Source organism: Vreelandella hamiltonii (assembly GCF_014651775.1).
Lineage (GTDB): Bacteria > Pseudomonadota > Gammaproteobacteria > Pseudomonadales > Halomonadaceae > Vreelandella > Vreelandella hamiltonii.
This window is the reverse complement of sequence record NZ_BMXN01000040.1, coordinates 1-12719: the sequence shown is the minus strand read 5'-3', so window position 1 is coordinate 12719 and position 12719 is coordinate 1. Positions and strand designations below refer to the sequence as shown.

The 12719-nt window shown below is 56.5% G+C and carries 10 protein-coding genes and 1 pseudogene; 4 read left to right on the top strand and 7 right to left on the bottom strand.

What is annotated here, in order from left to right; genetic code table 11:
- Positions 1 to 98: 98 nt before the first annotated feature.
- The 4 genes from IE091_RS17900 to IE091_RS17885 form a co-directional block, all read right to left on the bottom strand.
- The gene (locus IE091_RS17900) at positions 99 to 1142 is read right to left on the bottom strand and encodes a L,D-transpeptidase family protein (RefSeq protein ID WP_189464272.1); all 1044 of its coding nucleotides are present in this window, start codon (positions 1140 to 1142) and stop codon (positions 99 to 101) included.
- Entirely contained in the window at positions 1139 to 1969 is an 831-nt protein-coding gene (lgt, locus tag IE091_RS17895; protein WP_016915542.1) for a prolipoprotein diacylglyceryl transferase, read from the bottom strand. Before lgt ends, IE091_RS17900 begins: the two co-directional genes overlap by 4 nt.
- An 18-nt stretch (positions 1970 to 1987) precedes the next feature.
- Positions 1988 to 2848, bottom strand: coding sequence for a F510_1955 family glycosylhydrolase (locus IE091_RS17890; protein WP_026001908.1), 861 nt, complete (start codon positions 2846 to 2848; stop codon positions 1988 to 1990).
- A gap of 96 nt (positions 2849 to 2944) precedes the next feature.
- A complete protein-coding gene (locus IE091_RS17885) occupies positions 2945 to 4549 on the bottom strand; it encodes a multicopper oxidase family protein (RefSeq protein ID WP_026001907.1) in 1605 nt (534 codons plus the stop codon).
- A gap of 682 nt (positions 4550 to 5231) precedes the next feature.
- Here IE091_RS17885 and IE091_RS17880 point away from each other — a divergent pair.
- The 4 genes and pseudogenes from IE091_RS17880 to IE091_RS17865 all read left to right on the top strand — a co-directional run.
- Complete coding sequence (locus IE091_RS17880; RefSeq protein WP_016915538.1) at positions 5232 to 5801, top strand: Spy/CpxP family protein refolding chaperone; 570 nt, start codon at positions 5232 to 5234, stop codon at positions 5799 to 5801.
- Positions 5802 to 5880: 79 nt separating this feature from the next.
- On the top strand, positions 5881 to 8385 hold the full coding sequence (locus IE091_RS17875) for a heavy metal translocating P-type ATPase (protein ID WP_016915537.1): 2505 nt from the start codon (positions 5881 to 5883) through the stop codon (positions 8383 to 8385).
- Positions 8382 to 8576 carry a DUF2933 domain-containing protein gene (locus IE091_RS17870; protein ID WP_016915536.1) on the top strand — a complete coding sequence of 65 codons (195 nt, stop codon included), beginning with the start codon at positions 8382 to 8384 and terminating at the stop codon, positions 8574 to 8576. The genes IE091_RS17875 and IE091_RS17870 overlap by 4 nt, the downstream gene beginning before the upstream one ends.
- A 998-nt stretch (positions 8577 to 9574) precedes the next feature.
- Positions 9575 to 10003, top strand: a pseudogene (locus tag IE091_RS17865) (transposase); the annotation flags it as partial.
- Positions 10004 to 10341: 338 nt separating this feature from the next.
- On the opposite strand, the gene IE091_RS17860 reads toward IE091_RS17865, so the two are convergent.
- The 3 genes from IE091_RS17860 to IE091_RS17850 form a co-directional block, all read right to left on the bottom strand.
- Positions 10342 to 11058, bottom strand: a complete 717-nt coding sequence (locus IE091_RS17860) for a MauE/DoxX family redox-associated membrane protein (protein WP_229800895.1) — start codon at positions 11056 to 11058, stop codon at positions 10342 to 10344.
- A 239-nt stretch (positions 11059 to 11297) separates the two neighbouring features.
- On the bottom strand, positions 11298 to 11714 hold the full coding sequence (locus tag IE091_RS17855; RefSeq protein WP_156808516.1) for a hypothetical protein: 417 nt from the start codon (positions 11712 to 11714) through the stop codon (positions 11298 to 11300).
- A gap of 132 nt (positions 11715 to 11846) precedes the next feature.
- The gene (locus IE091_RS17850) at positions 11847 to 12572 is read right to left on the bottom strand and encodes a copper resistance protein B (protein WP_050980316.1); all 726 of its coding nucleotides are present in this window, start codon (positions 12570 to 12572) and stop codon (positions 11847 to 11849) included.
- Between the last annotated feature and the right edge of the window lie 147 nt (positions 12573 to 12719).

The window sequence follows — 12719 nt, the reverse complement described above, 5'->3', positions numbered from 1 at the left end:
GCTCATGGCGTATCCGTCCTATGTTGGTTGTGATCTGGCGAGATCAATCAACAGGATACGCCACCCTCTCTACTGCCCTCCATACACAAGAACTGAGCTTAACTCAGACCCACCTCATGAAACAGTATCAAGGGTTGCTCTTGCTCTTCTACAAGCTCATCCTGAGTTGGCGGTTCGATGGGCACTACTTGACCGTCGGACCTCTCCAGCAGTTCTTGGAGTTGTGCATAATTTACCGATTGATCCACGATGTACTGATTGAGCATCGGCTGCGTCTCAAGCAGTGATTGTATGCCGTGATTCTGATCTCCAAGAAACTGATATACCTGCACAAACGCAGTGCCATCGTCCCAGCCGACCTTGATGGGCTGATCGACGATATTAACCTGAGTACCTAAAGGCACAGCACCGAATATTGCTTTAATATCTTCCGGAAACATGCGTATGCAGCCACGGCTAGCGCGCATGCCAATGCCGTCTGGATCATTAGTACCGTGAATTAGATAACCAGGTATATCGAGTAGGATGGCATGCTTGCCGAGTGGGTTATCGGGACCTGGCGGCACCACGGCGGGTGCTGATTCGCCCCGCGCCGCCGCTTCTTCACGCATGGAACGTGGCGGATACCAGGCAGGATCCTCAAGCCGCATGGTAGTGGTGGTAATTCCCAGTGGGGTGTCATAGCCGTCTCGACCAATGCCGATCGGATAGGTCTCGACTCGGGGCACCTCACCTTCGCCTACCTCCGGATAATAATAGAGACGCAACTCGGCGATGTTAATTACAATGCCAGTCCTCTCGGCATCGGGCAGGATGTGCTGGGCTGGCACGACCACTTCTGTTCCGACGCCCGGCACCCAAAGACTGACGTTCGGATTAGCCCGACGGATTTCCTCGTAGCCCAGGTTATGGGTACGGGCGATATCGAGGAGCGTATCCGCCTCGTTGTCTACCACTACCTTATAGGCCTCACCAATCAGGTCACCGTATTCAGGCAACCTGTAGTGGCCCAGTGGCCACTCCCCTGTTTCTTCAGCAAGCACAGGTGAAGTGCTCAGCAGCGTAGCAACAAGCAACGCGCCTAGCCCCGTTTTAATAGTAATGGCAGTGATGGTGTGGGAGTGCCCAAGCGTTAGTATCATTGTGTCTTCCTCTCTCGGCGGCGCAGATATAAACCGGGTTGGCTATGATTCTCCACCGGCTGTTGGCGCGACCAGGTGATCAGTGCCATGCCGACCAGTATCATCGGGGTAGTCAGGAGCATTCCCATGGTGACCCAGTCAAACGCAAGGAAGCCGATGTGTTCGTCCGGCAACCTCACGAATTCAACCGTGAAGCGGAATACGCCGTACAGCAGCAAAAAGAGACCAGAGATCAGGCCTCGCCGACGCGGTTCAGCGGAAAGCCACCACAGCAGCACGAACAGCACCACCCCTTCCAGGGCGAATTCATAAAGCGCAGAGGGGTGGCGTGGCTCTGGGCCCATGTGGGGAAACGGCATCGCCCAGGGCAGGTTGCTGACGCGCCCCGGCAGCTCGTGATTGATGAAATTGCCGATTCGCCCTGCACCAAGACCGATCGGCACCAGTGGTGCGATGAAGTCGGTTAGGGCAAAGAAGCCGAGCCGATGCTTTCGCGCAAACCATAGCGTCGCCGCCAGCACCCCGAGCAGTCCACCATGAAAGCTCATACCGCCTTCCCAAACTTTGAACAGCCATAAGGGGTTGGCCATAAACTGTTCTATTCCATAGAACAGGACATAGCCCAACCGGCCACCAACCACTACGCCTACCGCGGAGTAAAAGATCAGGTCGCTAATGTCATCGTGGGTTAGCTTAAGCCGATTAGCTCTAAGGCGCCCAAGCCACCAGGCGGCGCCGAAGCCCACCACATACATCAGGCCATACCAGTGAATCGCGAACGGGCCGAGGCTGATGGCCACTGGATCAATCTGGGGATATTGCAACATGTGGTATCTCCCAATTCATTAGAGGTGCGACCAATCGCGCCCACCGTTATTACTGATCAGCAGTTGATTGAGGTCATCAACCGCCACCAAACGCTGGGAGTCGTGCGGATCCAGCGCCAGATGCATCAGATAGCGCTCTTCCCAGCCACGCTTGACTACCTCCCAATCCCGGCTGCCCTCCCCAACTCTCAGCAAGCCTACCCCTATCATGAAGGCGTAAAGCTCTCCTTGGCTGGCCACCACCAGGCTCGTAGGGCGACGCTCAGGGTATACTTGTCGCCATCGTTCGCCTCCGTCAGGACTCATCAATAGCCCGGTTTGGGTGGCGGCATAGAGTTGTTCGGGATCACGGCTCGAGGCAGCCAGTGAAATCAGCCCGGCCGGCGCCTGGGCGCGAATCTGCCAATTGGCTCCACCATCCTGGCTGGCTTGGAGCTGGCCACTATTGGCCCCATAGAGTACGTTGGGACTGGCCTCACTGATGGTCATCTGATGAAAGTCCACCGGGCCGTCAACGCCGATAGCTAATTGTGACCAGCTGCGGCCTGAATCCTGGGACTTAACCACGCCGAGGTTGCCTCCTCTGGCCGGGTGGCCGCTGGCAAAGAAGGTCTCGGCTTCTTCTGGGTGAGGAGCAAAGCCCATGAAGTCATGGGTCTCCTCCGAGACCCGGTGGGCCATTCCATCACTACCAACGGCATAGAAGCCATGATGGGTGGCCAACCATAGTCGTTCGCTAGTCGATCGATCAACGGCTAGGCCGTGAATATGGGTCTGCTCTCGCAGTTGCTCAAGACTGATACTACTCGGTTCTCGGGAGCAACCTGAAAGCAAGGTAAGCAGGAAGGCCACGGCGAGTGGCCAGCGATAATAGGTCATGACATCACGTCCTTATCAGTCGTCAGGTGGACAAGCACCACGCAAAGCCAACGCGCAACGCCAAAGCAAAACAAGGCAAGGCAAGGCAAGGCAAGCTCAACTCACACGGATCGTTGCCATCATGCCTAGCTCTTCGTGTTCGATGATGTGGCAGTGGAACAGCCAATCGCCGGGCTTGAGGAACACCATGCGCAGCCTGAGACGCTGATAAGGAGCCAGGTTGACGGTGTCCTTCCAGGCCAGCCAGGGCGCGTCTCGCCATTCCCTGTCAGCATCGCGGGTAGCGATCACCTGAAAGTGGGTGCCATGCACATGGAAGGGGTGATCCATATGGGAGTTATTGAAGACTTCCCACTCCTCTACCTCGCCAACCTGCCCCTCAAACAGGACGTCGTTCATGGCAAAGGCACGGCCGTTGATCAGAAAATCCACCTTGGGTCGAACCGCTCTATCATCGTCGCTAGCGTGACTCGCCCCATGCCCCGGCCCATGGGTTCCGTGATGGCTGTCACTGCCGCCGTGGCCGGCATGCGGATCGCCATTCACCGCACCGTGATTGTCATGGTCTGGCATCACCTCGGTCAGTTCCACTTGACGTCTCACCACTGGTTCGCCCAGGGGTTCGATATGGGACAAGGGGTCAGGTAACGCGACGGCGGGGTATACGCCAGTATTTAGGGTATGAATCGATAATAGCGAAGCAATCTCGTCCAGATGTGCCGGCTTAGCCCCCATCCAACCACGTGTATAGGGATGACTCGCCAGCTCAAAACTCCTTTCAGATTTCTCGCTGATGCGTACTAGCAGATCGACCCGCTCACCCGGGGTGAGCAGCAACTCTTCGAGTGGTTGTGGTCGCTCGATCAGCCCGCCATCGGTACCGATCAGGGTCAACTCGTGATCTTCCAAGCGTAAACGCAAGTACCGGCCAGCACAGGCGTTGACCAGCCGCAGCCGCAGAGTAGTGCCCGGCGCCACATCAAGACGTGGCTCGCGTTGGCCGTTGACCAACAGAAGCTCCCCCTCGCGTCCATTCATCCAATCTTCGCTGGTATGGGGCGCCACTTCGCCATTCATATTCAGGCGCAGGTCGCTGACCACTAGCAAATGCTCTTCCACCTCCGCGGGCAACACGCCTAATCGGGGCCTGACCAACAATGCACCCGCTAAACCATGAGCTACCTGACGCGCAGTACCTTCATGTGGGTGGGGGTGAAACCAGTGTAACCCTGCACTCCCCCTATGAAAAACATAACGATAATGTCGTGACTCTCCTGGTAATACGGCTTCCCAGGGTGCCCCATCTTGCGACTGGGGCACCGGTACCCCATGCCAGTGCAGCGTCGTTTCCTGCTCAAGCTCGTTTATCAGCGTAATGTCTAACTCATCCCCCTCGCGCACCTCAATCAATGGCAACACTTTACCGTTGTAGAGCCACAACTTTGCCTCCAGCCCATCGCTCACTGGCAGCGCATGGGCAGCGGGGGTTAACACACTTTGAAAGCGCCCAACCTGATCACTCAAGTTTGCAATCCGAGGCAATGGTTGAAGGGGTTGTCCTGCAGGGATGCTAGCGTTATCTAGCAGAGCTGTTGGTGACGCCTGTGTATGCCGTCCGGCCAAAGCGTGAACCAATAGGCCAGACCCAGATAGGGCAATACCACCCAGGGTGGTGTAGCGAAGAAATTCGCGACGTTTCATGGCTATTCCTCGTGATTAAAATCATCATCTTGGCCCGCCATAGGCGAGCTGAACGTTCAGCGATGAAGGTTTAAACGCGAGGAGGGCGATCAAAGAGCGCGCGCGGAGCTGGCGACCAGTTGACCAGATAACGAGGCAAGGTCGACGTGGCGGAGGTTGCGTCTTCGATAAGCAGCGCTAGGTTTACCGCACACTGAGCACAGGGCATACAGCACTCTGCCATATGAGAGGCATCGTGGTCGCCAATGCTGACAGACCCAACAACGTCGATCGCTCCACTGGCTAGATCAATGTCAGTGAACAGACAAGGTTCATCTTCATGATGATCCATCGCCATGACCATCAATGGCTGCGCCAAGGCAAGGCTTAGCAGCAAACAAAGCAGCCATTTAAAAGCGGAGCAATTCATGACAAAGAAGTAATCACTATCGAGTGGAGGATATTAAGAGTATTTCATGGCTTCACAGACACACGCAACCCAAGTGCAGCAGGCAGGTTGCCGAATTACCAAAATTGATACAGGTCAACAAACTGCCTACTTTCACGCCCTGAGATGCCTTGGGCATGCCTGAATGCCATATTGAGAATTGACCTAGGTGCTACACATAGCCTCAATACTTCAGGCATCGGCCTTTGATATAGGCCTGTCGCTGATATAGGCCTGTCGCTAAGGAGAACGACCATGGATATTCGCAAGCACACTCTCGCCTTCGGACTCACCCTGGCCCTCGCAGCCAGTGGTACCGGCATTGCTTTCGCCCAGGGAATGATGGGTGACCAAGCGGGCCAGGGACGCTCCATGATGGAGGGCGGCATGGGTTCCGGCATGATGGGTGGCGGCCAAGGCGGAATGGGGCCCGGCATGATGGGGGAAATGATGGGCGGCGGCATGATGCCCTGCCCGATGATGGGCGGCGCCGGCATGGACATGATGTTGATGCTCGATGATGATCAACGCAGCGAGATGCGTGAGCTGATGCAGGAGCACCGACCTGCCCAGTTCGAACGCATGGGGCGGATGATGAACCTACGCGACGACCTGATGGCGGAGATGCACGGCGATCGCCCAGACCCTGATGAGGTTCAGGCGCTACACGGACAGATGGCCGAGTTGCACGGTGAGATGATGGCCGAGATGGTGCGCATGCGAAATGCCATGCATGACCTGATGAGCGACGAGCAGCGCCAACAGCTGGAGCAGGCCACACCCGAGAGCGGCGTCGATTCTGACGACCACGACGCCCACCACTGACCGAGATGTCACTGCGTAGGCATTAGGACGGACGGCCAACCCTGGCCGTTCTCTCATCAACGCCAGCAGGAGGTACACGATGTCCGATTCGACCCCGAACATGATCACCCTGACGGTGCCCGGCATGGGCAGCGACCACTGCGCCGGCATCGTGCGCAAAACGCTCGAACGCCTTGATGGCGTGGGCACGATCCAGACCAATATCGCCAACCATCATGTCAGCGTGACGGTCGAGGAAGGCGGACCCGACGGCAACACCCTGAAGGGAGCCGTCGAGGGTGCCGGCTATGACGTGGCCGCCGTCAGCGGTGGTGGCCAGCAGCAGATTCGCCTGACGGTGCCCGGCATGGGCTCGGACCACTGCGCCGGCATCGTGCGCAAGACGCTCGAACGCCTCGATGGCGTGGGCGAGATCCAGACCAATATCGCCAGCCACCGCGTCAGTGTGACCATCGAGGCCGGTGGCCCCGATGGTGAGGCGCTGAAGCGCGCCGTCGAGGGGGCCGGCTATGACGTGGCCGCCGTGCAGACCGAGGAGCAGGAGGCGGGCGACGGCGACGCCGAGATCGAGGAGGCCTACCTCGCCCAGGCGCGCAAGCGCCTGATCATCGCCGGCATACCCGCCACCCTGATCATGCTGTTGATGATGCCGCACATGTTCTGGCAGCCGATCCCGGGCTACCTGGCCATCGTCGCCCTGCTGGCCTTCCCGGTGATCTTTCTCTACGGCGGCGCCGCCACGCACCGCTCGAGCTGGCGCTCGCTGAAGAACGGCACCTTCAACATGGACGTGCTGATCTCCATGGGCAGCCTGCCGCCCTACCTGATCGGCCTGGTCGGCTTCATTACCCCCATGACCTCGTTCATCGAGATGGGCGCCACCATCATGACCTTCCACCTGCTGGGGCGTTACCTGGAGGCCCTGGCCAAGGGGCGCGCCTCCCAGGCCATTCGCCGCCTGCTGACCCTGGGCGCCAAGACGGCCCGGGTGGAGCGCAACGGTGAGGAGGTCGAGGTGCCGGTCAAGGAGCTGGCGCCCGGCGACATCATGATCGTGCGCCCCGGCGACAAGATCCCCACCGACGGCGAGGTGGTCGAGGGCGAGAGCCATCTCGACGAGTCCATCGCCACCGGTGAATCGATCCCGGTCTACAAGAGCCCCGGCGACAGCGTGATCGGCGCCACCATCAACAAGGAGGGGCGCCTGCGGGTCAAGGCGACCCGGGTCGGCGGCGATACTTTTCTCTCCCAAGTGGTGCGCCTGATCGACCAGGCCCAGGGTTCCCGGGTGCCGATCCAGGAGTTCGCCGACCGCATGACCGGCCGCTTCGTGCCGGCGGTGATCCTGATCGCCCTGGCCAGCCTGGCGGCGTGGCTGCTCATTCCGGATGCCCTGCGCCCGATCCTCGACTGGGGCGCGACCTTCCTGCCCTGGGTCAACCCCGAGGCCGCCACCCCGGTGCTGGCGATCCTGGCCGCCGTGGCGGTGCTGGTCATCGCCTGCCCCTGCGCGCTGGGCCTGGCAACGCCCACGGCGCTGATGGTGGGCTCCGGCATCGGTGCCGAGCGCGGCATTCTGATCCGCTCCGGCGAGGCGATCCAGACCTTCAAGGACGTCAAGGTGATGGTGCTGGACAAGACCGGCACCATCACCCGCGGCGAACCGACGCTGACCGAGGTGGTGGCCGCCGAGGGCGTCGAGGAGACGCGCCTGCTGACCCTGGCGGCGAGCGTGGAGAACGCTTCGGAGCACCCCATCGCCCGGGCCATTGTCGACGGTGCCAAGGAACGCGATGTGACGCCCGGCGAGGTCAGCGAGTTCCGCTCCACCGGTGCCCGCGGCGTCTCGGGCCGGGTGGGCGACGCGAGCGTGCTGATCGGCAATCGCCGGCTGCTCGAGGAGGAAGGCGTGGCCGGCCTCGAGGCCCTGGATGACGCCATGGGCAAGCTCGAAGCGAAGGGGCGCACCGTGGTGATCGTGGCCGCCGACGGCCAGGCCCTGGGCCTGGTGGCCGTGGCCGATACCCTCAAGGAGGAGTCGGTCGAGGCCATCCGCGGCATGCATGCGCTGGGCCTGCACGTGGTGATGATCACCGGCGACAACGAGCGTGCCGCCCGGGCCGTGGCCGAGGAGGTCGGCATCGATGAGGTCCAGGCCGGGGTGCTGCCGGAGGGCAAGGTCGACGCCATTCGCGCCCTGCAGGCGAAGCACGGCAACCACGTGGCCATGGTGGGAGACGGCATCAACGACGCCGCGGCGCTGAAGCAGGCCAACGTGGGCATCGCCATCGGCGCCGGGGCGGACGTGGCCATCGAGGCCGCCGACGTGACCCTGGTGCGCGGCGAGCTGACCGGGGTGGTGGAGGCCATGCACCTCTCGCGCGCCACCTTCGGCAAGATCGTTCAGAACCTGATCTGGGCCAGTGCCTACAACGTGGCAGCCATTCCCATCGCCGCGATTGGTCTGCTGCACCCGATGATCGGCGTCATCGCCATGACCGCAAGCTCTCTCTCCGTCATTGGCAACTCGCTGCTACTCAAGCGGCGCTTCGCCACAAACAACCCACAAGGAGACGCCAAATGAACCGCATTCACCACTGGATGATGACTGCTTGCTTAGTAATTATGGGCGTGGCCATGTTCTTTCTAATGTGGCGCGGCCAGTCACTGGGCACTGGGGCCTGGCTGTTGCTTCCCCTGACACTCTGTCTTGGCATGCATTTCCTCATGCATCGCCATTTCGGTCATCATCAAAGAAATAAGGATGAGAAGTGAGCCAGCGTCATTGCGTTCATGAAATCGATGTCTTCGGCATCAAATATAGCCAGTACTAGCTTCAGTCTTCCTTAAAGAGACAGGTGGCCAAGTAGTGACCACCTGCTATTTAAATATATAGATTTTGCTGGACTAGCATAGGTACTACTCAATATCCTGGATTTGAATATAGATAGAAAAAATAAAAACAAATAAAAAAAATAAAAAAAATACTTAATTTAACAAGAAGGAAATAACCATTGCCCTACTACCCAAACTGCATGGGCATAAGCTAGCAAGCAACCGGCCAGTTACTAAATCATGATCGCCAAAATATTCAGGTTTCTCGCTCTGTTCCTTGGCAACCGTAGTGCTAATGCTGGATGATGGCAATTCCAACTAGATGCTGACGCGTCCGAATTGCCAAAATAACGAATTATGCGGGAAAACACGCTGTCCTCCTCTTTATATCCTCTATTCTAAAGAGCTAAGCTGATTCATTCACTATGTACGTACCGGCACCCAAAATACCGGTGGGGTTAGGACTAGACATGGCCAAAGCAAATCCATAAATTCTCAAGTGGGCTCGAGAAACTGCTGGCCTAAGCCTCGAGGAGGCGGCTAGCAAACTAGCCCTTGGCGGAAAGAGAGTGACCGGCTCAGAAATGTTGGCAGCGTATGAAGCGGGTGACCGTTCACCCACTCAGCCCCAATTGATGAAAATGGTTAAGCATTACCATAGGCCTTTCATAACTTTTTTTCTGCCTACTCCGCCGCGTAGTGCCTCGTTGGGCGAAGACTTCCGTCGTCTTCCTGAGGCGAAGCGGGATGAGCATCAAGGTAGCGTAAGCGCTCTTGTTCGTGACATCTACCTTCGCCAATCACTAGTTAAAGATGCTCTTATTGACAAAGAGGAGGACGTGATTGTCGATTTTGTGGGTAAAGGGCAAGTCACTTCAGCCGTAGATAGTGCCTGCCGTACAATAAGGGACTATTTTGAAATCGATATTGCCGCATCACTACTGCTGCATGCCTTCTTCCTGGTCACCAATCTCAGCCAGTTCGACTGGCCGCCGGAGAAGGTTCTGGCGCTCTACCGTAAGCGCGGTAGTGCCGAGGCGCACATGGGCGAGGTGAAATCAGCACTCGACGTGCATCTCTCCTCGACCGACCGCGGCGCTTCCACCGTTCAAGAGGTGATGGCCCGCAACGAAGTGAGTCTGCTACTGAGTCTCTACGCCTACCAGGTCTTGCATGGACTGCGCTGCCTCCTGGAGCGGCAAACCCACCAAGGCTGGAGCCTGAGCCGGATGCGCGAGCAAGTGCTCAAGATCGCGTCCACTATCTCGCTACACGCCCGGCGCATCACTGTTCACCTTGGCGATGCCGCTGACAAATGGTGGCCCACCTTGCTTAAGGGGCTACCGAAGCTGACCGCACTGAGCTGATACACGGTTGATATCACAACCGATCCAAGCGCAAGGCGGCCATCACGATGGCTGGCGATCACGGCTGCCCTGCCTGATGGCCGGAATCGATTACTGAAGGTTATATAGCAACAAAGAAACCGTACTGTTTGGGTATATATCGGCAGGTACTCACACCGCAAATACGGCTGCTGGGAGTCGGTGCCAGCAACCTGGGGCTTCGCGATGCTCAATCAGCACACTCATGAATAAGGCGGGATAAGTGCTACGCAAGTCTGGTTGAATTAACTGAATACAACCTGGATATAGTCCAGTTAATTATCTGACCCAGATTATGCTTTGGTGTAAGAGAGGTAGGCTTAACCTACCAACATGCGTAATGGCATCCACAGACCCATGGCGATCATTACCAGATTTTCAGTTAACGATACAAAGCCCAGCGGCACATTACTGTTTCCGCCGACGCAGGCACACTTCAGCTCCCGCTTGTCGATATACACGGCTTTAAATACAGAGACGGCACCTACCGTACCAACAAATAGGGCAAGCGGCGCGGCAAACCAGGTTAATGCCCCGGCCAGCATGAGCAGGCCAGCTAGTGTTTCGGCGTAGGGGTAAACGTAGCTGTAGGGCACATAGCGCTGAGCCAGCAAATCGTAGTTCAAAAACATATTGCTGAAACTTTCGACATCCTGCAGTTTTTGTAGGCCAAGTAGCACCATAGCGGCAGCCACTGCATATTCCGGCATACGCGCTGTGAGTAACGAACCCTGTACGGCCCAGCTAATAGATAGACCTATTAGCAGTGCGACGGCAAAAATCGCCAGCACGGGCCGATAAGTCTTTTCTTTTGAATTGGAAACGCTCATTCCCAAATGTTTGCGTAATTCTTCATAGCCTCCAATGCGGCTATCACCGATGTACACTTGGGGCGTAGTGTCGACGTTTTCTTGAGCCTTGAACGCGTCTATCTCATCACGGGAGGTTAACGTGTGATCGTCAACTTCAAAGCCTTTACGCTTGAGTAGATCAAGCGTTTTCAAACCGAACGGGCACATATGCTCGGCGGTTTTCATCCGGTAAACCCGTGCAGAGGTAGTGGGTGCTGACCTTGGCATTGTGCCTCCTTTGCTAAAAAAGTAATGTTAACTAAAAGCATAGAACCTATGTGCCACACACAGGCAAGCACACCCTACTCTTTTATTTTAATATTCTAGCTACGGTTACAAATAGGCTTATGCAACGATAGACATGCCTGCTAAATAAAAGGGCCAGCATGAAGGCTGGCCCTATATTTTAAATCATTGACTATATATTAATAGTCAACATGTAACTCATAGCGGTTATTGTCCTTTTCTTTAGTACCTCCCAATGCATTACCTGTTACTTCAAGCTGATAATTACCTGGCTGCAATTGGCGAACCATTTCAAAATGGCCACGGGGGCTGGATGCTTCTGCCACCTGCTGTCCAGCTGCATTGTAAAGCACAGCAGAGATACGGTTACCAGTGCTGGTTGCGCCTGGGAAGTGCTCACTTGCTATCTTCAGCGTAGTCGCTTGTTGAATGTTAATATTGAAACGCTTTGATTGGCCTTGGGCCAGCAATTGTGTAGAAGAGACGCCTCTTTCAAGTAGTGGCAAATCTTGGATGGTCGTCCCATAGTTAGCCAATGCAGGCGTTGAAAGAATGCTAGCTACAAGCGCTCCAAAGAGAATTGATTTAACTTTCATGATAACTACTCCAGTGGTTGGTTACATGGTTATATTAGCTGGGGTTTTTGAAATGAAGCTGAATATAAAAATAAAAAATAATAAAAAACGCCACCATTTGGTGACGTTAAAAGTTACACACTGTCAGAGTCGTTAGAACATTAGTTTAACACCGGCAACACCTCCAGTATCTTCAGTGTTGTCGCCACTGGCTCGGGAGAGATCTGCAGTGTCGCCGTATTCTTTCTCCCAATAGGCACCGATGTAGGGGGCGAAGCGTCGGGTCACTTCGTAGCCTAGCCGTAGGCCAGCACGAACCGAGTTAAGGCCTTCGCCCACGCCAAATTCTTCAACTTCACTGGCGGCCACGGCAATTTCGGTGCGCGGCTGTAGGTAGAGCCGCTGAGTCAGGCGCAGATCGTATTCGCCTTCAAAACTGGCGGCCACGTCGCCATCTTCACTCACTTGTAATGCCACGTCGGTTTCAATGCCGTAGGGCATTACGCCTTGCAGGCCGACAACCCCATAAGTGCGTTCAGCGTGATCATCGGAGAAAACACCGCCTTGATAACCGATCCCCCCCTGTAACTCCCAAAAATCAGCCACTAAACGACTATAGAGTAGTTCCAAAGACTCAAACTCAGCATCTTCGCCGTCGCCCTGGACATTTTCGCCTTCTGACTTTAGGTAAATGCGGTTGATATCGCCGCCGTACCAGCCTTGAAAGTCCCATACCACGGCTTCTGGGCCTTTATCAGGCACGCTATATTCGAGCCGATCAAACAGTGCCATACCCATATTATGTTCCTCAGTGGGCGCTGGCCAACTGTCTGGTGCCGCATAGCCATCTTCGGCTTGAGCGGTCGTGGCGGCGGCCATGCCAAGGGCGGCGCTGGCGAGGGTTAAGTAGCGCTTAATTTTGGCTCTTCGACGCTGAGTGTGGAATTCATTCCCTGAGCCAGGCCAGAATATAGTCTCCACAACGGCAGCAGGTATGACATGGACGGCACCCAAATTCTGACTCTC